General features: G+C 67.7%; 18 protein-coding genes. 11 read left to right on the top strand and 7 right to left on the bottom strand.

The genetic code is table 11. The features are described from left to right. Nucleotide 1: 1 nt before the first annotated feature. Genes D4766_RS00570 through D4766_RS00550 form a run of 5 tightly spaced genes read left to right on the top strand, consistent with a single transcriptional unit; the run spans nt 2 to nt 6061 of the window. On the top strand, nt 2-892 hold the full coding sequence (locus D4766_RS00570) for an XrtA system polysaccharide deacetylase (RefSeq protein WP_194955800.1): 891 nt from the start codon (nt 2-4) through the stop codon (nt 890-892). After that, complete coding sequence (locus D4766_RS00565; protein ID WP_162935604.1) at nt 889-1947, top strand: FemAB family XrtA/PEP-CTERM system-associated protein; 1059 nt, start codon at nt 889-891, stop codon at nt 1945-1947. The genes D4766_RS00570 and D4766_RS00565 overlap by 4 nt, the downstream gene beginning before the upstream one ends. Continuing rightward, on the top strand, nt 1947-3170 hold the full coding sequence (locus tag D4766_RS00560; RefSeq protein WP_120715705.1) for a TIGR03087 family PEP-CTERM/XrtA system glycosyltransferase: 1224 nt from the start codon (nt 1947-1949) through the stop codon (nt 3168-3170). The genes D4766_RS00565 and D4766_RS00560 overlap by 1 nt, the downstream gene beginning before the upstream one ends. Further along, nucleotides 3160-4155, top strand: a complete 996-nt coding sequence (xrtA, locus tag D4766_RS00555) for an exosortase A (protein WP_120715704.1) — start codon at nt 3160-3162, stop codon at nt 4153-4155. The genes D4766_RS00560 and xrtA overlap by 11 nt, the downstream gene beginning before the upstream one ends. 10 nt (nt 4156-4165) lie before the next feature. Beyond that, nucleotides 4166-6061: an XrtA/PEP-CTERM system amidotransferase gene (locus tag D4766_RS00550; protein ID WP_120715703.1), complete on the top strand. Its 1896-nt coding sequence runs from the start codon at nt 4166-4168 to the stop codon at nt 6059-6061. Here the strand turns inward: D4766_RS00550 and D4766_RS00545 are convergent. The 4 genes from D4766_RS00545 to sdhB all read right to left on the bottom strand — a co-directional run bounded on the left by D4766_RS00545 (nt 6058) and on the right by sdhB (nt 9193). Beyond that, entirely contained in the window at nt 6058-6756 is a 699-nt protein-coding gene (locus tag D4766_RS00545) for a pirin family protein (RefSeq protein WP_120715702.1), read from the bottom strand. The two genes, D4766_RS00550 and D4766_RS00545, sit on opposite strands and share 4 nt — an antisense overlap. 69 nt (nt 6757-6825) lie before the next feature. Continuing rightward, complete coding sequence (zapE, locus tag D4766_RS00540; RefSeq protein ID WP_120715701.1) at nt 6826-7941, bottom strand: cell division protein ZapE; 1116 nt, start codon at nt 7939-7941, stop codon at nt 6826-6828. After that, complete coding sequence (locus tag D4766_RS00535) at nt 7938-8408, bottom strand: PaaI family thioesterase (protein WP_120715699.1); 471 nt, start codon at nt 8406-8408, stop codon at nt 7938-7940. The genes zapE and D4766_RS00535 overlap by 4 nt, the downstream gene beginning before the upstream one ends. A gap of 2 nt (nt 8409-8410) precedes the next feature. Then, nucleotides 8411-9193 (bottom strand): succinate dehydrogenase iron-sulfur subunit, encoded by a 783-nt coding sequence (gene sdhB, locus D4766_RS00530; protein WP_120715697.1) that lies wholly within the window; start codon nt 9191-9193, stop codon nt 8411-8413. A gap of 146 nt (nt 9194-9339) precedes the next feature. On the opposite strand from sdhB, the gene D4766_RS00525 reads away from it, so the two are divergent. The 3 genes from D4766_RS00525 to D4766_RS00515 all read left to right on the top strand — a co-directional run bounded on the left by D4766_RS00525 (nt 9340) and on the right by D4766_RS00515 (nt 12460). Continuing rightward, nucleotides 9340-10923 (top strand): lipopolysaccharide biosynthesis protein, encoded by a 1584-nt coding sequence (locus D4766_RS00525; RefSeq protein ID WP_120715695.1) that lies wholly within the window; start codon nt 9340-9342, stop codon nt 10921-10923. 87 nt (nt 10924-11010) lie between these two features. After that, nucleotides 11011-11742 carry a methyltransferase family protein gene (locus D4766_RS00520; RefSeq protein WP_120715693.1) on the top strand — a complete coding sequence of 244 codons (732 nt, stop codon included), beginning with the start codon at nt 11011-11013 and terminating at the stop codon, nt 11740-11742. 211 nt (nt 11743-11953) lie between these two features. After that, nucleotides 11954-12460: a nucleoside/nucleotide kinase family protein gene (locus D4766_RS00515; RefSeq protein ID WP_162935603.1), complete on the top strand. Its 507-nt coding sequence runs from the start codon at nt 11954-11956 to the stop codon at nt 12458-12460. Here D4766_RS00515 and mobA read toward each other — a convergent pair. Beyond that, nucleotides 12439-13221: a nucleotidyltransferase family protein gene (mobA, locus tag D4766_RS00510; RefSeq protein WP_120717957.1), complete on the bottom strand. Its 783-nt coding sequence runs from the start codon at nt 13219-13221 to the stop codon at nt 12439-12441. The two genes, D4766_RS00515 and mobA, sit on opposite strands and share 22 nt — an antisense overlap. A gap of 86 nt (nt 13222-13307) precedes the next feature. Here mobA and D4766_RS00505 point away from each other — a divergent pair, with 86 nt between their 5' ends. Further along, complete coding sequence (locus tag D4766_RS00505) at nt 13308-13934, top strand: class I SAM-dependent methyltransferase (RefSeq protein WP_120715689.1); 627 nt, start codon at nt 13308-13310, stop codon at nt 13932-13934. Here D4766_RS00505 and D4766_RS00500 read toward each other — a convergent pair whose 3' ends face one another. Together D4766_RS00500 and D4766_RS00495 are read right to left on the bottom strand one after the other, a co-directional pair. Continuing rightward, nucleotides 13935-14768 (bottom strand): MBL fold metallo-hydrolase, encoded by an 834-nt coding sequence (locus D4766_RS00500; protein WP_162935602.1) that lies wholly within the window; start codon nt 14766-14768, stop codon nt 13935-13937. A gap of 155 nt (nt 14769-14923) precedes the next feature. After that, nucleotides 14924-17722 (bottom strand): Rne/Rng family ribonuclease, encoded by a 2799-nt coding sequence (locus tag D4766_RS00495; protein WP_120715685.1) that lies wholly within the window; start codon nt 17720-17722, stop codon nt 14924-14926. A 458-nt stretch (nt 17723-18180) separates the two neighbouring features. On the opposite strand from D4766_RS00495, the gene D4766_RS00490 reads away from it, so the two are divergent. Both D4766_RS00490 and D4766_RS00485 read left to right on the top strand, forming a co-directional pair. After that, nucleotides 18181-19053: an N-acetylmuramoyl-L-alanine amidase family protein gene (locus tag D4766_RS00490; protein ID WP_120715684.1), complete on the top strand. Its 873-nt coding sequence runs from the start codon at nt 18181-18183 to the stop codon at nt 19051-19053. 51 nt (nt 19054-19104) lie between these two features. Next, the gene (locus D4766_RS00485) at nt 19105-21621 is read left to right on the top strand and encodes a penicillin-binding protein 1A (RefSeq protein WP_120717956.1); all 2517 of its coding nucleotides are present in this window, start codon (nt 19105-19107) and stop codon (nt 21619-21621) included. The last annotated feature ends 11 nt before the right edge of the window (nt 21622-21632 follow it).

Here is a 21632-nt window from a genome sequence, read left to right as displayed (position 1 = left end):
AATGTCCCCCATTCCCGCCGGCCCCCGCGGCCGCGTCGTCAACGGATTGTCGGTCGATGTCGAGGACTGGTTCCAGGTCGGTGCATTCGAGACCGTGATCGGCCGAGACGCGTGGAACGATCTCCCGCTTCGCGTGGAAGACAACGTCTCCCGCATCCTCGACCTGTTTGCCGGGGCGGAGGTGCTTGCGACGTTCTTCACCCTGGGCTGGGTCGCCCGGCGCCATCCCGCAATGATCCGCCGGATCGCCGATGCCGGGCATGAAATCGCCAGCCACGGATGGGACCATGCGCGCGTCCATACGCTGGACCGGGCGAGCTTCGCCGCGGACATAGACCGCGCGCGCCGTGTGCTGGAAGATGCCTCCGGCCAGATGGTCACCGGCTACCGCGCACCCAGCTTCTCGATCGACGCGCGTACCCCGTGGGCGCACGAGGAGCTCGCCGCGCAAGGTTATCTCTACAGCTCGTCGGTCGCGCCGATCGCGCACGATCACTACGGATGGGCCGAAGCCCCGCGCTTCGCCTTCCTTCCCGTCGCGAACAGTCCACTGGTCGAAATCCCGGTGACCACCGCCATACTGGGCGGACGGCGCGTGGCGGCGGGCGGGGGCGGGTTCTTTCGCGTTCTGCCCTACGCCTTCAGCCGCTGGGCGATCCGGCAGGTCAACCGGCGCGAAGGCCGCCCGGCGGTGTTCTATTTCCACCCGTGGGAAGTCGATCCCGGCCAGCCTCGCGTGCCCGATGCACCCTTGCGCTCGAAGCTGCGGCACTACACCCGGCTCGAAGCGATGGCGGGCAAGCTCGCCGCTCTGGTCCGCGAGTTCGAATGGGGCCGGATGGACGCCATCGCCATGCGCGAGGCGGCACTGCTGACGGAGCGCGCGGCGTGAACGCCCCCTTCGCCCACACGGCCGAGCGCATTGCGCTCGCCGACTTGCGCGATCCGGGCGAAGTAGCGCGGATCGAAGGCTTCGTCCGCGAAACGAACGGCACCCCGTTCCACCGGCCCGCCTGGCTGCACGCCGTCGAGACGGGGACCGGCCAGCGGGCACTCGGCCTGGTGGCGGAGCGGGACGGCACGCTGGCAGGCTGGCTCCCGCTTACCGAAGTCCACTCGCCCCTGTTCCCTCGCGCGCTCGTTTCCAGCGGCTTTGCGGTCGGCGGCGGGCCGCTTGCCGACAGCGCGTCGATCGCCCGTGATCTGTGCCGCGCGGCAAGCGAACTGGCTGCGCGGCGCGCGTGCGCCTCGGTCGAACTGCGCGGCGGCATTGCGCCGGCCGATTGGGCCGTGCGGACCGACAGTCACGCCGGGTTCTCCGGTCCGCTCGCACCCGACGACGAGGCCCAGCTTCTCGCCATTCCGCGCAAGCAGAGGGCCGAAGTCCGCAAGGGACTGGACCGCGATTTCGCCATCAGCGTCGGCACCTCGGATGAAGACCGCCGCGCGCACTATGCGGTCTATGCGGCCAGCGTGCGCAACCTGGGCACTCCGGTCTTTCCGCGCGCACTCTTCGACGCTGTGCTGGACGCGTTCGACGCCGACATCCTGACCCTCAGTCTCGGCGGGGCGCCGGTCGCGAGCGTGCTTACGCTCTACCACGGCAGCGCTGCCATGCCCTATTGGGGCGGGGGCACCCATGCTGCCCGTGCGACCCGCGCCAACGAGCGCATGTATTACGAACTCATGGGCCATGCCCGGCGGCGCGGGTGCGATACCTTCGATTTCGGTCGCTCGAAGATCGGCAGCGGTGCGTTCGCATATAAAAAAAACTGGGGCTTCGCGCCCCAGCCGTTGGCCTACGCGACCTGGACCGCGCCGGGTCACGCGGCACGCGACGTCGATCCCACGAGCGAAGCTTATTCGGCCAAGATCGCGTTGTGGAAACGGCTGCCGCTGGCGGTCGCCAACCGGCTCGGCCCGCCGATCGCCCGCGGCCTCGCCTGATGGGCGAGACGCTGTTCATCGCGCATCGAATCCCGTTCCCGCCCGACCGCGGCGACAAGATCCGCTCGCACCACCTGCTGAAATGGCTTGCCGCCCGCGGGACGGTCCACGTCGCTACGCTGGGCGAGACCGCTGCCGACTTCTCCGCCGAACCCGACCTCGCGCGCGTGGCGACGAGCCACCGCCTCGCCCGCCGGCCCCTGAGCCTGCCGCTCGCCGGGATGCGGGCAATCGCGGGCGGGAAGCCCGTCAGCCTGACGGCGTTCGACAATCCGGATTTACGCGAATGGGTCGCGCACACGGTAGCGACGCGGCCGATCGACACGATCTTCGTCTTCTCGGGACAGATGGGCCAGTATGCACCCCCCGACTTTGCCGGGCGGGTGATCGTCGACCTGTGCGACGTCGATTCGGCGAAGTTCGAAGCCTACGCCCTCCAGCGCAAGGGGCCGGCGGCGGTCCTATACGCCCGCGAGGCTCGCCTCCTCGCGGCGGAAGAGCGCCGGCTCGCCGCCCGCGCCGACGCGACCATCCTCATTACCGAGGCCGAAGCGGACCTGTTTCGCAGCCGGATCGGGGCATCGCCCGCCCATGTGACGGCGGTGGGCAACGGGATCGACACCGCAGTCTTCGACCCGGCGAAAGTTTCACTGCATCCGGACCTCGCCACCGAGGCAGGCCCGCACTTCGTTTTCACCGGGCAGATGGATTATCCGCCCAATGTCGAGGCTGTTGTCCGCGCAAGCAGGCGATTGATGCCGGCGATCCGGAGTGTACACCCCGACGCCTGCTTTCACGTCGTCGGACGCGCTCCGGATGCGTGTGTGCTGGCGTTGGACGGCGTGGAGGGTACGCGCGTTTGGGGAGAAGTGCCTGACGTGCGCCCGTTTGTCGCAGCCGCCGACATCGTCCTGGCTCCGCTCGCGATCGCGCGCGGCGTGCAGAACAAGGTGCTGGAGGCGATGGCAATGGCGCGGCCGGTCGTGCTTTCGGATGAAGCGGCGACCGGCATCGACGCGGTCGACGGCGAACACTACGCGGTCGGTAGGGACGACGAAGCGCTCGTAGCCCGTATCCTTGCGCTTCTCGCCGATCCGGACCGGGCCCGCGCGATGGGCGCCGCCGCCCGCCGCTTCGTGATCGAACGCAAGGGCTGGGACGCGGCACTCGCGCCGCTCGCGGTGTTGCTCGGAGAAAGGGCGGCCGCGCGCGATGCCGCCTGATCTCGTCATTCCGGCAGCGCGCTCGCCATCGGCAACCGCGTGGCCGGCAGCGTTGTCGCGTCTGGCGATCGCTTGGGCCGCGCTGTTTGCGCTGACCTTCGCCGAATGGCGGGAAATGGCGCACCAGTGGTGGGACATCGATACCTACAACCACGTGCTTCTGGTGCCCGCGATAATCGCGTGGCTGGTCTGGTTGCGGCGAGACGATCTGGCGAGACTCTCTCCTCAGCCGTGGCTTCCCGGCCTCGGATGGCTCGGGGCGGGGCTGGCCCTGTGGACTGCGGGGCGGGCACTCGATATCAACCTGGTGGCGCAGGCGGGCACGGTCATGGCGTTCCAGGGCGCGACACTTGCGACCCTCGGCCTGCGGGTTGCGCTCGTCGCAGCCTTTCCGCTCGCCTATGCGGCTTTCCTCGTTCCCTTCGGCGACGAGCTCATTCCCGTGCTGCAGCAGATGACCGCGCGCATGACGATCGCGCTCACGCATCTTTCGGGCGTCCCCGCCCAGATCGACGGCCTGTTTATCGATACCCCGGCGGGCAAGTTCGTGGTGGCCGAGGAATGTTCGGGCGTGAAGTTCCTCATCGCGATGGTCGCATTGACCGTGCTGCTGGCCTACACCGGCTTTCGCAGCTGGCGCCGCCGGCTTGCGCTGGTGGTAGGGGCGGCGATCGTGTCGATCGTCGCGAACGGCCTGCGCGCATGGGGCACGATCTTCGTCGCCCAATACGTCGGAATCGAGCGGGCGAGCGGGTTCGATCATATCGTCTATGGATGGGTGTTCTTCGCGGTGGTGATCGCCACCGTGCTTGGTGTCGCATGGCGCTTCGTCGAGCGCGAACCGGCAGAGGCCGGCCTGTCGGCGGCGGAGGCGGACGCGCACCCGCTGCTGCGCTTTGCCGGACCCTACGTTGCCGCAGGCGTGATGCTGGGCGGCATCGTCGCCGTCGCAATCGCCTTTGCCGTTCTGGCGGCGGTAGTCTAGGCGCCGCGCCATGTGCGGGATTGCCGGCCTCTTCCATTGCGGCACGCCCAAGCCGGTCGATCCGGCGCGGGTGAAGGCGATGTGCGATGCCATGTCGCATCGCGGGCCCGACGGAGAAGGGGTGTGGACCGGCCCCGGCGTCGGGCTCGGCCACCGGCGGCTCTCGATCATCGACCTCGCTGGCTCACCGCAACCGATGGCAAGCGCCGACGGGCGCGCGATGCTCGTTTTCAACGGCGAGATCTACAACTACCGCGAATTGCGCTCCGAGTTGCAGGCGGCGGGGGCGCGGTTCCGGACCGACGGCGACAGCGAGACGATCCTTGCCGCGTGGCAGAAGTGGGGGCCCGGCTGCCTCAGTCGCCTCCACGGAATGTTCGCATTCGCGATCTACGACGCGGATCGGCGCGAGCTGTTCCTCGCGCGCGACCGGCTCGGGGTGAAGCCGCTGTACATGGCGCAGCTCAGCGACGGCAGCCTGGCGTTCGCATCGGAACTGAAGGGCCTGCTCGCCCACCCGCTGCTGCGCCGCGAGGTCGATCCGCTCGCGATCGAGGATTACCTCGCTTGGGGCTACGTACCCGATCACCGCTCGATCCTGCGGGGCGTCGAGAAACTGCCCGCTGGCCACTACCGCTTGTTGCGGCACGACGCGCCGCCGGCAAAGGCGGTGCGCTGGTGGGACGTGAGCTTCGCGGAGCGCCGGCGCGAGAAGGCTGCGGACCTCGAAGCCGAGCTGCTCTTCCGGCTGCGGGAAGCCGTTGCCAGCAGGATGGCTGCCGACGTGCCGCTGGGCGCGTTCCTGTCCGGCGGGGTGGACAGCTCCAGCGTGGTCGCGCTGATGGCCGAAGCGAGCCGCGATCCTGTCCGCACGTGCTCCATCGGTTTCGACGATGCAGCCCTCGACGAGACGAATTACGCACGCGAAATTGCGCAGAAATTCGGCACCGATCACCGCGAGCGTGTGGTTTCGGCAGGCGATTTCACCGAGATCGATCGGCTCGCGGCGATGTTCGACGAACCCTTCGCCGACGCGTCTGCTCTGCCGACCTGGCGTGTCTGCCAGCTCGCGCGCGAGACCGTTACCGTCGCGCTTTCGGGCGACGGGGCGGACGAGGCATTCGCCGGATACCGCCGCCATCGTTTCCACGCCGCCGAGGAACGTGCGCGCGGCATCCTGCCTGCAGGACTGCGCGGACCGGTCTTCGGAACGCTCGGGGCCATCTGGCCGAAAGCCGACTGGGCCCCGCGGCCCTTGCGCGCCAAGACGACTTTCCAGTCGCTCACCGCGAGCGGAGAGGCGGGTTACGCCCGGGCGCTGGCAGTCGTCGCCCCCGAATTGCGGGGGGGCCTGTACTCCCCGGCAATGACGCGGGAGCTGGGCGAATATCGCGCCGAGGCGCCCTTTATCGAGCTGATGGCGAACGCGCCGGGCCGCTCGGGTCTGGACCGCGCGCAGTATGCCGACCTCGCCTTCTGGCTGCCCGGCGACATCCTAACCAAGGTCGACCGCACCAGCATGGCCGTCAGCCTCGAGGCGCGCGAGCCTTTGCTCGATCACCGGCTGATCGAGTTCGCCGCGACCTTGCCGGAAGGGATGCGGATCAGGGGCGGGCAGGGCAAGTGGTTGCTCAAGCACGCGATGGAGCGGCACCTGCCCCGCGACGTGCTCTATCGGCCCAAGCAGGGCTTCGTGACCCCCATTGCCGCATGGCTGCGCGGCCCTCTTGCCGGAGAGGCCCGGGCGATCGCGCGCGGCGCTTCGCTCGGGCGCACGGGTTGGTTCGACGCGGATCGCGTCGCCGCGCTGGCCGAAGCGCACATCTCGGGGCGCTCCGACCATTCGCGGCTACTCTGGCAGCTGTTGATGCTCGACAAGTCGCTGGCGCGGCTCGGCGTCGCCTAGCGGGAATCGACGAGGACGAGCTCGGCGTCCTCGATGGCTTCGACCTCGATGGCGCTTTCGCCGGTGATCGCCACGCCGTCACGCGCACCGGCCTCATGCCCGTTGACCCGGAAGCGGCCGTCCACCGCGACCAGGTACTGGTGGCGAGCCGGGTCGGCGTCAAAGTGTACCGTTTCGCCCGCCTTCAGTGTTGTCGCCAGTACCTTCGCATCGGCGCGGATCGGCAACGCATCGTCCGCATCGGGGGTACCGCTGGCAAGGACCGTCCAGTCGCCCGAGCGATCGCCGCGGGGAAACTCGCGCGTGCCCCAACTCGGCTTCTCGCCGGCACGGTCGGGCATGATCCACAGCTGGAACAGGTCGGTCTTCTCGTCCTCGAGGTTGAACTCGGCATGGGTGATGCCCGTCCCGGCGCTCATCACCTGTACGTCGCCCGCGACCGTCCGGCCCTTGTTGCCGAGCGAATCCTGGTGACTGATCGCGCCCGAATGGACGAAGGTTACGATTTCCATGTCGCGGTGGGGGTGGGGCGGGAAACCGCTCTTCGCATCGATCCGATCATCGTTCCACACGCGAAGCGCGCCCCAGCCCATGCGGGCCGGATCGTGGTAGTCGGAGAAGCTGAAGTGATAGCGGGTGTCGAGCCAGCCATGGTTGCGATGCGCCAGACTGTCGCGCGGACGGATGTCGATCATGGTACGGTACCTACCTCGGCGGGATGTTGACGCCGGAAGGGGTCCGATGTGGGGCGCATCGCGGCGCGGTCAACCCTCCACACCGTGGCCGTGGGCCATGTAGTCGGCGCTCTGCATCTCCTCGAGCCGGCTGACGGTACGGGCGAACTCGAAGCTGCCGTCGCCCGCGGCGTAGAGATGTTCGGGCTCGGCCGCCGCGGTGACGAACAGCTTCACGTTGTGCTCGTAGAGCGCATCCACCAGCTTGGTGAAGCGGATCGCTTCGTTGCGGTTGTCCGGCCCCATTGCCGGGATACCGACAACGATGACCGTGTGATAGGCCCGCGCGATGGCGAGGTAGTCCGCCGCGCCGCGGTTTTCGCCGCACAGCCGCTTGAAGCTGAACACCGCGACGCCCTTGAGCGATTTGGGCACGTGCAGGGTGCGCCCGCCGCCGAGCTCCAACTCGGCACTCGGCACGTTCGCCGCATCCTCGGGCTTATAGTCGGTGAGGCGGAAGAAGGCTTCGCGAACCTGCGCGGTGGACTCGTCGCCGATCGGGCTATGCCAGGTGTCGATTCCCGCGAGCCGGTCGAGCCGGTAATCCGTCGGACCATCGAGCGGCACGACGTCGAGACGCTCCTCGACCAGCGCAATGAAGGGCAGGAACAGCGAGCGGTTGAGCCCGTCCTTGTAGAGATCGCGCGGGGGGCGGTTGCTGGTGGTCACGACCGTCACGCCTTCGTCGACGATCAGCGCGGTGAAGAGCCGCGCCATGATGGCCGCGTCGGCGGTGTTGTTCACCACCATTTCGTCGAAGGCCAGAACGCGGACATCGGCGGCGATGCGTGCTGCGGCGGGAGCGATGGGATCGCCCGCCTCCTTCGCCCGCTCGTCTCGGATCAGGCGATCGACCTCCAGCATGAACTCGTGAAAATGGACCCGCCGCTTGGCCGCAATCGGCAGCGTCTCGACGAACAGGTCCATCAGCATCGACTTGCCGCGGCCGACCCCGCCCCACATGTAGATGCCGCGAGGCTGGGCAGCCTTGCGACCGAACAGGCCGGACAGCAGCCCGCCGGGCTTGTCGGCCTGCAATTCGGCCTGAAGCCGGTCGAGCCGTTCGGCCGCCGCGCGCTGGTCCGCATCGGCGCGCAGCTCGCCCGCCTCGACAAGCGCCTCGTACCGCGCGAGCATACCGGTCATTGCTGCGGGCGCGGTTTCATCTTGCGCACGATGCCGGAGAAGCTGGCGACCGCGTCATCCTCCTGCACCACCTCGCCGCGTACGAACACGAGGCTGCCGGTTTCGCGCACGATTTCGCACACCGCGTCGAGCGGGCGCCGGGGGTCGCCGCCGCCGACGAACTGCGTGCTGAGTTCAATAGTCACCGAAGGCCCGGCGTCGCCCGTGCCGATCGTGTGCATCGTGGTGAAAAGGCTGATGTCGATCAGCGAGAGCGTGATCGCGCCGTGGATCATCCCCTGCAGGTTCTGGTGCCGGCGCTCGGGAAACATCCGCAAGCGGCTGCGGCCGTCATCGTCGACGCGGGTGACGAGCTTGCCCATTACCGCGCCGTTGAAGACGGTCTGGTCCTTGAGATTCCAGTGCCGCCAGCCCGGGTTGTCCGGATCCGGCCCGTGCTCGAATATCTCGTCCGCGCGCTTCGCCAACGTCAGATGTGCCGCTCGGCTTCCATCTTCTTGATCTCGGCGATCGCCTTTGCCGGGCTAAGACCCTTGGGGCACACGTTCGCGCAATTCATGATCGTGTGGCAGCGATAGAGTCGGAACGGATCCTCCAGCGCATCGAGCCGTTCGCCGGTCATCTCGTCGCGGCTGTCGGCGAGCCAGCGATAGGCCTGCAGCAGGATCGCGGGGCCGAGGAACTTGTCACTGTTCCACCAGTAGCTCGGGCAGGCGGTCGAGCAGCAGGCGCACAAAATGCACTCGTAAAGGCCGTCGAGCTTCTCACGCTGTTCGGGGCTCTGAAGACGCTCCTTGCCGCTCGGCGTAGGACTGACGGTCTGCAGCCACGGACGGATGCTGGCGTACTGGGCGTAGAAGTGGGTGAAATCAGGGACGAGGTCCTTGATCACCTGCATCGCGGGCAGCGGGGTGATGCGCACTTCGCCCTTCAGATCCTCGATCGCCGTGGTGCAGGCGAGGCCGTTCTTGCCGTCGATGTTCATCGAACAGGAACCGCAGATCCCCTCGCGGCAGGACCGGCGGAAGGTGAGCGTGGGGTCAATCTCGTTCTTGATCTTAATCAGTGCGTCGAGGATCATCGGCCCGCAATCGTCGAGGTCGATCTCGAACGTGTCGTAACGCGGGTTTTGGCCGCTGTCCGGATCGTAGCGATAGATCTTGAAACTGCGAACGCGCGCGGCACCTTCCGCCTTGTGGGCGCGGCCCTTGCCGCTGATCGTCGAATTCTTCGGCAGGGTGAAGGTGGCCATCGGCGCAAGTGTCCTCGTTCGCGGGTGCGTGGGGTCTATCTAGCGTCTGGGCGCACGAGGGCAAGGGGAGCGAACGCCTGCGGAACATGACATTTGCGCAGGCCGCTTTGCTTCGCGCGCAATTGGCCTTACTGGCGCGGGCTCCGATGAGCCAGAGCGCCGACATTCCCGAGACCCCGGCAGACAGCGGCGACGGCGAAACCGTCGACAGCCGACGTGTCGCGCGTGGACTGGGCTCGACCATCCTCGCGCGCCTCGGCGCCGTCGTCGAGATCGTCGCGCAGCCGCTTTACGTGCTGATGTTCGGCCTGGCCGGGTACGGCATGTACGCGGTGATGTGGTCGGCGGTGAACCTCATCGAGAACGTCTTCGATCTCGGCATGACGAGCGCGATGCAGCGCACCGTTCCGAAATCGGCGAGTGATGCGGAGGCGGCGGAGGCGCTCCGGACCGCGCTGGTTCTAGGCGTAGGGCCGTGCATCGTGGTCGCAGCGATCATTGCGGCGTTCGCTGGCGATCTAGCGCCGTTGCTCAACGTCGCCGAGGAGGACCGGCATCTGCTCGTGCCCGCGGTCCAGGTCTTCGTCTGGACCCTGCCGCTTTGGGCGTTTGTCGAGATCGCGACGTCCGCCCTGCGTGCACGAATGGTCTTCGGAGCGGAAATCCGTTTGCGGATTGTCTGGGAGCAAATCATCCGGCTCGCCCTTGCCGGAGCGCTGTATCTCCTGGGCTTCGGACTGTTCGGTCTGTTCGTCGCGCATATCGCTTCGCTGGCCATAACCGCCGTTCTGTGCGTGCGACTGCTCCGGCAGTATTACCGGCTCGATTTGCTTCTGCGCGGCCGATGGTGGGGAGATACGGCGCGCCAGACGATGCTGGCCGGATTTTCAATCCTGCCTTCGAATGTCGTGGCGCGCATATTCAGCGATTCGCCGGCTCTCATCCTCAACCAGTTGCTTCCCGGCGCGGCAGGGGCGCGGGCGTCGGGGTTGTTCACGATCGCACGCAAGCTTTCGAGCGTCGTGCAGCTCGTCCGGATCGCGTTCGTGTATGTGATGGCACCCTTGGCCGCGAGCGCGGAACGGACCGATCGAAGTCAGGTGGCGGCGATCTACGGATACGCCCTGCGGGTCATCGTAGCGATCGCATTTCCGTTAGCCGCGGTCATCGCAGGGGGCCGGTTCGCCATCCTCAGTCTGTTCGGCAGCCAGGCCGATCCGGCGGCGGCGGCAGTGGTCATTCTCGTTTTCGCCCGCGCGGTCGAAGCTGCGCTAGGCATATCATTGCCCGTTCTCCAGGTGATAGCGCACTACAAACACCAGATTACCGCGAGCGTTTTCGGTGTTCTGATCGCCGTGCTGGCAGGTCGGGAGATCGTGGGCCTCGTCGATCCGCTGACTGGTATAACCCTTGCCATGTCGATCGGCTTCGTCGTCATGGCCGCGATACCTATGGTGCAGCTTTTTCTTGCCGAGCGCCTGCATCCGTTCGATCGCCGGACACCATCCGTTGCCCTGAAAGTCGCCGTTGTCGCATTGATCGGCGGAACGGTGGCGGACCTTGCGGATCTGACGTTGCGAAACGAACTGGCCATTCCCGCAGTCTTCATCGTCGCCGCGATCTCGATCTGGAGTTCGTTGCGGATCGCGCTCCCGCTCGACGACCGGGCATCGCTGGGCAAACTGGCGCGGAGACTGCGCTTGGTTCCGCCCGATACGGCCGTCCATTGACCTGCCGAGGCCGCTGCCGCTAAAGGCGCGCCGTCATTTCGCCCGAAGATCGCCGACGCGACGGGCCACCCCGGGGCTTTTCAACGCATGTACCAGCACGAACTCGCCCGTAGCGGCAAGCGCCTGTTCTTCATTCGCGGCACGTATATCTACACGGTCATCGCGATCGCGGTGCTGATAGCCTACCTCACCCGCGACATGGGACCGTTCGCGAATGAGGCGGGCGATCGCGCATGGTTCTGGTTGTCGCTGGCAGTAGCGAGCGCGGGTGCGCTGATCCGTGTGTTCACGAGCGGTTGGGCGGCGCTGGGCACGTCGGGCCGCGCAAAGGTCGCGGCGGAAGCCTCGGAGCTCAACACGACCGGCCCTTACAGCCTGGTGCGGAACCCGCTGTATGTGGGACGCATCGTCAACTTCACCGGCCTTGCCATGTTGTCCGGCAGCTGGGTCTGGGGTGCGCTGGTGTTCCTGATCGCCACGCTGATCTACGAGCGGATTTCCACTTACGAGGAGGAATTCCTGCGCGGTAAATTCGGCGAGGCGCATGCACGCTGGGCGGAATCGGTACCTTCGCTGCTGCCGCGCCTGCACGGTTGGGTGTCGCCGAAGTATCCCTTCTGGTGGAAGCGGATGATCTGGCGCGAACAGAACAAGCTGTTCCTCCTCGCGACGACCGTCTTTCTGACTTGGTGGGCCCGGACCGGCTTCGACGTGGCGCAACTGACCGGTCCTTGGGTTACCGCATACTTTGCGCTGGTCGTGGTGCGTTTCATCATCGGCGGCCTCAAGATGGTCGGGTTCTTCAAGGAACTCAGCTGAAGCGATGGCCGGGCATGGGGCTTCGGCTGGCGACGTACGGCTCGCACCTCTGATTGCCGTCGTCGGCAGTGACGGCTCGGGGAAGTCCACTCTCGCTGCGGACATCCTTGCGCACGTGCGTCGCTCGCGCCCGGCGCAAAGTGGGTATCTCGGCCTCGGATCGGGGGAACAAGGCCGCGCGATCGGGCGCTGGCCCATTATCGGCAGGGCCGTGCAAGGCTGGCTGGAGGGCATCGCCGACAGGTTGCGCGATCCATCCGGCGAGATTCCCGGTGTTCTGGCAGCGCGCTATGCCTTGCGTCGATCCCGGAAGCGCCGGAAGCAGTTCGATACGCTGCTCGCAATGCGGCAACGGGGCATCGTCGTCGTCACCGACCGCTACCCTCAGATCGAGGTGCCCGGCCTGCACGACGGGCCGATCATGGCGGGAGCGGCGCCTACCGAAGCGATCGCCCGCCTGAAACGCCGCGAGCGGGCGCTTTACGAGGACATGGCCGGTTGGCGGCCCACCCTCGTCATTCGGCTGAGCGTCGATGTCGACACGGTGATGGCGCGAAAGCCCGACCACCCCCGTCCTCTCATCGAGCGCAAGGTCGCGACCGTGCCGGCGCTCATGTTCAGCGGCGCGCCCATCGTCGACCTCGACGCCACGATGCCCTACGATCAGGAACTGGCGCTGGCGATCGCCGCCGTCGATCAGGCGCTCGCCTCGGCCTGACGTTCGGCCAGGATCGCTTCGATCACCGGCAGGTCGGACGGCTTGTCGGCATCGATGCAGGCTTCCGCGGCACTCATGGCGACGATGCGCGCGTCGAGGCCGAAGCGCCCTGCGGCCCTTCGCGCGAACACATGGATGTCGATGAGGCGAAGCGCGGCCCCGAGGAACAAGCCGGGGCCGAATGCGCCGAGCAACTTCAAACCTTTCTTGCGGTCCTGCTCGAGGGCGCGCCAGAACTCGACCAGGGGAAGGACTTGCGGGCCGCCGAGCAGGAAGAGGTTCGCCCCCGACCATGCCCCGCCGCGAAAAGGCAGCCAAGTACGCTGGGTGGAGTGCCCGGCAGCCTCGACCGTATGCCGCTCGACGAGCCCGATCGCGACGTCCGTCCCCGCCGCTTCACCCAGGAACTGAGCGATCATGGATGGCGTCAGGAGGACATTGTCCGCCGTCGTGACGAACAGCGGCCCGCCGGCGTCCTCCATCCCGGCACGAACCGCATCGGCGATCGAGCCTGCCGATGAACGCCAGCGAGCCGGGTATTTTGATAGCGCCGGATGAGCGGACAGGACCCCGGTCTCTTGCGCCACGACCGTGACAGGGCCGACGAACGGAGACGACGCCAGAGCAGTCAGGACATGGGCCAGCATCGGCTTGCCAGTAATCGGCAGCAGCGCCTTCGTCGCTAGCCCGCTTCCGGCGAGAAGGGGGTCGGGCCCCGGACGCGATCCGGCGAGGACGAGGGCGGGGACGGGTGCAATCACGGTCCGCGCGCTTTGCCCGATTGCCAGGTTTATCTCCAGCATTAAGACTGGGCAGTAACGCTGGTCGCGCCGGGAGGGGGAATGCGATGGGTCTGCAACGCTGGTACGATGCGCACGTGATGCCGAAGGTCGTCACCGCCGCCTGCGGACAGAAGGCGATCGCGCGCCTGCGTGCGCAAGTCGTTCCGCTTGCCGAAGGCCGGGTTCTCGAGATCGGCTGCGGCGGCGGCCTCAACCAGCGTTTCTACGATCCCGCCCGCATCACCGCTTTCGCCGGTATCGACCCCAGCGAGCCCCTGCTCGACGGTGCCCGTCGCAGGACGGGCAAGAGCGATCTGCCGTGCGATATTCGCCGCGGTGTGGCCGAGGACATCCCATTCCCGGCATCGACGTTCGACACGGTCGTCTGCACCTACACGCTGTGTTCGGTGAGCGACCACCAGCGCGCCATCGCGGAGATGCACCGCGTCCTCAGGCCGGGCGGGCAGCTTCTGTTCGCCGAGCATGGCCGCGCGCCCGATGCCGGGCCTGCGAAGTGGCAGGATCGTGTCGAGCCGGTCTGGAAGTCGCTGGCCGGTGGTTGCCACCTGACCCGTCAGGTCGGTTCGGCCCTTCGCGGCGGGCGCTTCTCGGTCGAGCCGCTCGGTCGCGGCTATCTTCCCGGCGCGCCCAGGTTCATGGGCTGGATGGAATGGGGCGTCGCCCGCAAGTGATCAGAAGGCCCGGACCCCGCCGATCGGCAGGGTCCACGCATTCGCCTCCCCGAATTGCTGCTCCAGCGCAGCCCTGCGAAACCTGCCGGGCGCCTCGAACGGGTCTTCCGGCGTCAGCGTGATGGTGCCCCAGTGCATACCGAGCGCTGCCCTGGCGCGCAGATCGCGGGCGATGCCGATGCCTTCCTCGGGCGTGGCGTGGCTGGCCTGCATGATCGAGCGTGGCTCGTAGGCACCGATCCCCACGATCGCGAGATCGAACGGACCAGCGCGCGCGCCGATCTCCCGAAAAACGGGGCCCGGCGCGGTATCGCCGCCGAACCACACCTTGCGCGTGTCCGAAACGAAACCGAAGCTCGCCCACAGGGTGCGGTTCCGGTCGAGCAGGCCGCGTCCGGAAAAATGAACCGCCGGCAGACACGCGACCGCCAGTTCGCCGAGCGCCCGGTCCTGCCACCAGTCCAGTTCGACGACATGCGCGAACCCGAGCCGGCGGATCAAGGCGCCGACGCCCAGCGGGCAGACGACCGGCGTCTCGTCGCGCCAGCGGTAGGCCTTCAGAGCCTGCGCATCGATATGGTCGTAATGGTTGTGGCTGATCGCGATGAGGTCGACCCGCGGCAGGTCTTCGGCGCGAACCGGGGAGGGGACGAACCGTTTCGGCCCTATTCCGAATGGTCCGGCGGTGCGGGTCAGGTAAGGGTCGGTCAGCATTAGCCTGTCCGCCATGCGCAAGGCGAAACAGGCGTGTCCAAGCCATGCGACCTCGTTCTCGGCAAGGTTCGCCAGGTCGGGCGGGGCGGGCGCGACATGACCGGCGGGGATAGGCGGCACCTTTGCCCGCCGCATGTCGACCAACATGAAGCGCAGGAACTCGCGCAGGCCCGCCGTCTGCCGGGGGGCTGCCCGGCGGATTGCGGAAGCCGCCGCCGGCCCGGTGATGGGCCGGACGGCCGGCGGCGGCTTCGCGCGATTTCATCCGGCCTGGATCACTCGCCGAACGTGCGCTGCCACCATCCGCCGCGCTTAGCGGGCTTTTCCGCGATCGGCTCGTCGGCCGCGGCCTCGACCGTCTCTGCAGGTGCGGCCGGTTCCTCCGCCGGGGCGGTCACCGGATCGGCGCTCGCCGTATCCTCGGATGCAGGCGCGGCCTTCCGGGCGCGCGACCGGCGTGCCTTCGGCTTGGCGTCCGGCTCTTGCGAAGCGGACGGCGCCTCGGATGCCGACGCTTCGGCATCGCCTTCCGCTTCTACATCGGCCTTCTTGCGCCGGGTGCGCTTGGGCTTGGCAGGGGCGGCGTCATCGGCGGCGGGCTCGGGCGCATCCGGCTCGCCGACGACCGTTTCGTCGGTCGGAGCTGTATCGGAGGGCGTCTCGACGTCCGCCTTCTTCCGGCGTGTACGCTTCCGGGGAGCCGGTTTGTCGGTCTGCTCTTCCGCCTGCTCCTCGGTCCCGACGACCGACATGCTGTCCTCGACCGCGTCGCCGACCGCATTCTGCAGCGCCTCCGCATCGGCCGGAGTGACGGCGTCTTCGTCGCCATCCTCACCCTTGTCTTCGAGCGCTTCACTGCCGTTCTCGCCATCGCGACCGCGGCCGCGCCGGCGGCGACCGCCACGGCGGCGGCGCTTCTTCGGGCGGTCCTCGCCATCCTCGTCGTCGCGGGAGGCCGGCTCGCGGCTTTCGTCGGCATCGTCGCCGTCGTCGGCATCGCTACCGGCCGTATCCTCACCGTTCTCGCCGTCGCCGCGTTCCTTGCGGCCCCGGCCACCGCGCCGGCGGCGCTTCTTCCGGCCGCCGCGATCGTCGGAAGGTTCGTCTTCGCGATCCTCCTGATCGTGGGCGTCCTCGTCTTCGTAGTCGTCCTCGACCGGTTCGTCGTCCTCGACGTCCTCGACGATCGGCTCGAACTTCGGGGCGACGGTCGGGCGGGGGCCGCTGCTGCCGACGCGCATCTTGGCCCCTTCGTCCTCGCCTTCGGGGATGACCTCGACGTTGACGCCGTAGCGCTCCTCGATCTCGGCGAGATCGGCGCGCTTGGCGTTGAGCAGGTAGATCGCCGCCTCGGTGGAGGCATAGAGGCTGATGACGGTGCCCTTGCCCTTGGCCGCTTCGTCCTCGATCAGGCGCAGTGCGCTGAGGCCGGCGGAGCTGGCGGTGCGGACGAGGCCGGTGCCGTCGCAGTGCGGGCATTCGCGGGTCGTTGCTTCGAGCACACCGGTGCGCAGGCGCTGGCGGCTCATCTCCATCAGGCCGAAGCCCGAGATGCGGCCGACCTGGATGCGGGCGCGGTCGTTCTTCAGCGCCTCCTTCATGCACTTCTCGACTTTGCGAATATTCGACGAATATTCCATGTCGATGAAGTCGATGACCACGAGGCCGGCCATGTCGCGCAGGCGCAGCTGGCGAGCGATCTCGCGCGCAGCCTCGAGGTTGGTGTTCAGCGCGGTCGCTTCGATCCCGTGCTCCTTCGTGGAGCGGCCCGAGTTGATGTCGATCGAAACCAGCGCCTCGGTCGGGTTGATGACGAGGTAGCCGCCGCTCTTCAGCTGGACGACGGGGTCGTACATCGCGCGCAGCTGGTCTTCCGCGCCGTAGCGCTGGAACAGCGGAACGGGGTCGCTGTAGGCCTTCACCCGGCGCGCGTGGCTCGGCATCAGGAGCTTCATGAACTCCTTGGCCGACTTGTAACCGGCCTCGCCCTCGACGACGACTTCCTCGATTTCCTTGTTGTAGATGTCGCGGATGGCGCGCTTGATGAGGTCGCTGTCCGAGTGGATCAGCGAGGGGGCGCTGGACTTCAGCGTATTCTCGCGGATCTCGTCCCACAGGCGGGCGAGGTAGTCGAAGTCGCGCTTGATCTCGGGCTTGGTGCGCTGGAGGCCGGCGGTGCGGACTATCAGGCCCATCGACTTGGGCAGCGACAGGTCGCTGACGATGCTCTTCAACCGCTTGCGGTCGGCGGCCGAGCTGATCTTGCGGCTGATCCCGCCGCCGTGGCTCGAGTTCGGCATCAGCACGCAGTAGCGGCCGGCAAGGCTGAGATAGGTGGTGAGGGCGGCGCCCTTGTTGCCGCGTTCTTCCTTCACGACCTGGACGAGCAGGACCTGGCGGCGCTGGATGACGTCCTGGATCTTGTAGCGGCGGCGCAGCGCCATGCGCTTGGCGCGGACTTCGTCGACCTGCTTGGCGCGGCTGCCGGGCTTGCCGCCCTTGCCCTGCCGGCGGCCGCGGCCACGGCCGCGGCGCTGCCGATTTTCGGCGTCGTTTTCGGCGCCCGTTTCGTCGTCGTCGCCGAATTCGTCATCGTCGCCGTTCTCGACGTGACCGGCCTCGATCGTGGCGACATTGTCCTTTTCCGAGGTGTCGATTTCCTCGACCCCGTCCTCGGCGATTTCCTCGACGAAGGATTCGCCGGTCTCGTCCTCGGCATCGTATTCGTCGCCGGGGGAGTGGCCTTCCTCTTCGTCCTCCGCGCGCAGTCGCGACTCTTCCTCGATCGCCTCGGCCTCTTCGGCCAGCAGGCGTTCGCGATCTTCCTTCGGGATCTGGTAGTAGTCGGGATGGATTTCGCCGAACGCGAGGAAGCCGTGGCGGTTGCCGCCGAAATCGACGAAGGCTGCCTGTAGCGACGGTTCGACCCGGGTGACCTTGGCGAGGTAGATGTTGCCCTTGATCTGCTTGTGTTCGGCAGATTCGAAATCGAATTCCTCGATCCGATTACCCTTGAGGACTGCGACCCGGGTTTCTTCCGGGTGGCGCGCGTCGATGAGCATGCGCGTTGCCATTGTAAGTTCTCCGTGCGCGCAGCCGCGCCGCTCGACGTCCGTCGGACGGGAAGCGGGGCGCGCATCCTAGTGGTGGAATGCCGTCGCCGCATGACTGCGGACGGGCGGCCGATACGAACCGGCCCGCGCGCACGGTGGCGGCGGGCCGGAATGATGTCTTTGCAAGGGAAAGCCTGCGCGAAATCGGCGCGGACCGGACCGGCAGCATCGCGCCATCGCCCTTCGGCGACAACGGAAACTGCGGGGCGGGAAGGCTCATCGCTTGCGTCAACCTGGTCTTCGAAGGGAGGGAGGACCCCGCCCCGGTAAATGCCGGTCCGCCCCGCCGCGGAGCGCGCGAAAATGCGTGCCTGCCGGTCGGTACGGGCGGAAACCCGGTCGCCGGCGGTGCTAGCAGCGTGGGATTAACACGGCAACCATATTGCGCTGGCGCGACATGGCCGTCACCAAGGCGCGCAATGTCGCTGCGCGCGCAACTCTGGATGGTGTTCCTCGCCCCCATCGCCCTGCTGGCGGGACTCTACGCCTTCGGCCGGACGCTCGACGTGCCGACGCTGGGGCGGGGATACGTGATCCATCTCGAACTGCCGCCCGCAGGCGAACCGGCCGACCTGCCGAAGGTATACGGCCCGCAGGACCGCTCGCGCCCGCTGGTGGTGATCGACGCGGGGCACGGGGGGCACGATCCGGGGGCGAGCGGGCAGGGATACCGCGAGAAGGACCTCGTGCTCGAACTCGCGACCGCGCTGCGCGACCGGATCGTCGCCGACGGCGGGGTGCGCGTGGCGCTGACCCGCGACGACGACCGCTTCCTCGTGCTGGGCGAACGGTTTGCCATCGCACGGGCACTGGGTGCGGACCTGTTCCTGTCGATCCATGCCGATTCGGCCGGCGAGATCGGCGAGGTCTCGGGCGCGAGCATCTACACCCTGTCGAACGAGGCATCGAGCGAGGCCGCCGCCCGCTTCGCCGCGCGCGAGAACAGCGCCGACATGGTCAACGGCGTCGCGCTGGCGGGGGAGAACGACACCGTCTCCACGATCCTCGTGGAACTGGCCCAGCGCCGCACGCAGGGTGACAGCGCCGAGTTCGCCCGGCTGGTCGCGCGCGAGGGGGAAGGGGTGCTCGCCTTCCATCCGCAGCCGCGCCGCTCCGCCGCACTGGCGGTGCTCCGTGCGCCCGACGTGCCGAGCGTGCTTTACGAAGCCGGTTTCATCTCGAACCGCAACGAGGCCGAACGCCTTGCCTCGCCCGAGGGGCGGCAGCGCTTCGCCGAAGTCATGGCGCGGGCGATCCGCATCTATTTCGCCCGCCAATCGAACGCGACCTGACCATTGGCGCTGGCGCGCGGCGGAATGGCCGTGCTAAGGCGCGCGCTGACCATGGCCGACACGACCACGCTCGAACATATCCGCTACCGTATCCGGCGCGACACCCACGGAGCCATCGCCTGGCTGCGCGGCAACTGGCGCGAGCGGCGCTGGTTTCGCTGGCTGGCGAGCCTCGCGGCGGCGGGGCTGCTGTTCCTCATCATCCTGTGGGTCGTCCTGTCGCGCGGGCTGCCCGATGCCGAGACGCTGGTCGATTACGAGCCGCCGCTGCCCACCATCGTGCGCGGCATCGACGGCAACATCGTCCATTCCTATGCCCGCGAGCGCCGCGTCCAGCTGCAATACGCCGATTTCCCGCGCCCGCTGATCGAGGCGTTCCTGGCGGCGGAGGACAAGACGTTCTTCACCCACGGCGGCGTCGACATCACCGGCACGATGGGCGCGGTGTTCGATTACCTCAACCCGGCCCGCACCGGGCGCGCGGTGGGCGGGTCCACGATCACCCAGCAGGTGGCCAAGAACATCCTGCTGGGCGACGAATACTCGGTCACGCGCAAGCTGAAGGAAATGATCCTCGCCCGCAGGATCGAAGGCGTGCTGACCAAGCCGCAGATCCTCGAGCTCTACCTCAACGAGATCCCGCTCGGCCGCCGGAGCTACGGCGTGCAGGCGGCATCCCGGGCCTATTTCGACAAGGACGTGGGCGACCTCACCCTGTCCGAAGCCGCCTTCCTCGCGATCCTGCCGAAGGCACCCGAACGCTACGGGCGCAAGCAGAACGAGCAGCTGGCGATTTCGCGCCGCAACTTTGTGCTCGACCAGATGGTCGCGAACGATTTCGTCACCGCGGCCGAAGGCGCGGCGGCCAAGGCGCAGCCGCTCGGCCTCAAGCCCTCTCGCTCGACCGTACCCACGGTCGACGCCGGCTACTTCCTCGAGGAAGTGCGCCGCGAGCTGATGGGCAAGTTCGGCGAGACGGCCGACGACGGCAAGAACAGCGTGTACGCGGGCGGCCTGTGGGTCCGCACCTCGCTCGATCCGAAGCTGCAGGAAGCGGCGCGCGATGCGCTGCGCGGCGGCATCCTGCGCTACAACGCGGGCAAGGGCTGGGGCGGCCCGCTGGCGACGATCGACGTGTCGGACGACACCTGGCAGTCGCAGCTCGCCGCCTCGCCGCTCGGCATCAATTACAAGGACTGGCGCATCGGCGTCGTGACCAGGCGCAGCGGCGGCAGCGGCACGATCGGTTTCTCCGATGGGGAGACCGCGCCGCTCACTGGCATGCCCGACGCGCTGAAGGCGGGCGATGTGATCGCCGCCGCGCCGTCGGGCAATTCGTTCGCGGTGCGCACGGTCCCGACCGTTTCGGGCGGCTTCCTGGCGCAGGAACCGGCAACCGGTCGGGTGCTGGCGATGCAGGGCGGGTTCGACAGCCGCCTGTCCGATTTCAACCGCGCGACTCAGGCGCTGCGCCAGCCCGGATCGACGATCAAGCCGTTCGTCTATGCCACCGGCCTCGACCACGGCATGACCCCCGCGACCGAGGTGCCCGACCAGGCGTACTGTTTCTACCAGGGCGCGGCGCTGGGCGAAAAATGCTTCCGCAACTTCGGCGGCGGCGGCGGCGGCGTGCACACGATGCGCTGGGGCCTCGAACAGAGCCGCAACCTGATGACCGTCCACATCGCGATGGACGCCGGGATGCCCAACGTCACCCGGACGTTCGAAAAGGTCGGCATCGGCAAGTACGAGAACTATCCCGCGTTCGCGCTGGGTGCCGGCGACACGACCGTGATGAAGATGGTGAACGCCTATTCCGCGCTCGCCGACTTCGGACGACTGCATAATCCGACGCTGATCGACTACGTGCAGGATCGCCGGGGCAAGGTGATCTGGAAGGCCGACCGGCGCGACTGCAACGGCTGCAACATGGCCGAATGGGACGGCAAGGCGATGCCGCGCCTCAACCCTTCGGGCCGCCAGGTCATCGACCCGCGCACCGCGTACCAGGTCGTCCACATGCTCGAAGGCGTCGTGCAGCGCGGCACCGCGGTGCGCCTGCGCGCGCTGGAACTGCCGCTGTTCGGGAAGACCGGCACCACCTCGGGCCCGACCAACGCATGGTTCGTGGGCGGCAGCCCCGATCTTATCGCAGGGATGTACATCGGCTACGACAAGCCGCGCAATCTGGGCGGATGGGTGCAGGGCGGCAACACCGCGGCGCCGATGATGATCGACTTCGTCAAGGCGACCCGCGATTACTGGTCCGACGAACCCTTCGTCGCGCCGGCCGGCGTGCGGATGGTGCGGATCGACCGCCGCAGCGGCAAGCGCGTGTTCGACGCGTGGCCGACCACCGATCCGATGGCCTCGGTGATCTGGGAGGCCTTCAAGCCCGACACCGAACCGCCGCGGGCCACCCGCCAGGACGAGGTCGCGGCCAAGCGCAACGAGATCCTCGAGATCATCCGCCGCGGGCGGCAGGCCAGCGCCCGGCAGACGACGGTCCGCCGCCAGCAGGAACAGCGCCCCGCCGACTTCGTCGAGGAACAGGGCGGCATCTACTGATGCGCGCCGCA

Source organism: Tsuneonella amylolytica (assembly GCF_003626915.1).
Lineage (GTDB): Bacteria > Pseudomonadota > Alphaproteobacteria > Sphingomonadales > Sphingomonadaceae > Tsuneonella > Tsuneonella amylolytica.
This window is presented reverse-complemented; position numbering and strand designations above follow the sequence as displayed.

Excerpts from the sequence above, each read along its gene's own strand:
- sdhB (WP_120715697.1), bottom strand. The coding sequence starts at position 9,193 with ATGGCCACCTTCACCCTGCCGAAGAATTCGACGATCAGCGGCAAGGGC.
- D4766_RS00505 (WP_120715689.1), top strand. The coding sequence starts at position 13,308 with ATGGGTCTGCAACGCTGGTACGATGCGCACGTGATGCCGAAGGTCGTC.
- D4766_RS00545 (WP_120715702.1), bottom strand. The coding sequence starts at position 6,756 with ATGATCGACATCCGTCCGCGCGACAGTCTGGCGCATCGCAACCATGGC.
- D4766_RS00495 (WP_120715685.1), bottom strand. The coding sequence starts at position 17,722 with ATGGCAACGCGCATGCTCATCGACGCGCGCCACCCGGAAGAAACCCGG.
- D4766_RS00490 (WP_120715684.1), top strand. The coding sequence starts at position 18,181 with ATGTCGCTGCGCGCGCAACTCTGGATGGTGTTCCTCGCCCCCATCGCC.
- xrtA (WP_120715704.1), top strand. The coding sequence starts at position 3,160 with ATGCCGCCTGATCTCGTCATTCCGGCAGCGCGCTCGCCATCGGCAACC.
- D4766_RS00485 (WP_120717956.1), top strand. The coding sequence starts at position 19,105 with ATGGCCGACACGACCACGCTCGAACATATCCGCTACCGTATCCGGCGC.
- D4766_RS00560 (WP_120715705.1), top strand. The coding sequence starts at position 1,947 with ATGGGCGAGACGCTGTTCATCGCGCATCGAATCCCGTTCCCGCCCGAC.
- D4766_RS00550 (WP_120715703.1), top strand. The coding sequence starts at position 4,166 with ATGTGCGGGATTGCCGGCCTCTTCCATTGCGGCACGCCCAAGCCGGTC.
- D4766_RS00570 (WP_194955800.1), top strand. The coding sequence starts at position 2 with ATGTCCCCCATTCCCGCCGGCCCCCGCGGCCGCGTCGTCAACGGATTG.
- zapE (WP_120715701.1), bottom strand. The coding sequence starts at position 7,941 with ATGACCGGTATGCTCGCGCGGTACGAGGCGCTTGTCGAGGCGGGCGAG.
- D4766_RS00525 (WP_120715695.1), top strand. The coding sequence starts at position 9,340 with ATGAGCCAGAGCGCCGACATTCCCGAGACCCCGGCAGACAGCGGCGAC.
- D4766_RS00520 (WP_120715693.1), top strand. The coding sequence starts at position 11,011 with ATGTACCAGCACGAACTCGCCCGTAGCGGCAAGCGCCTGTTCTTCATT.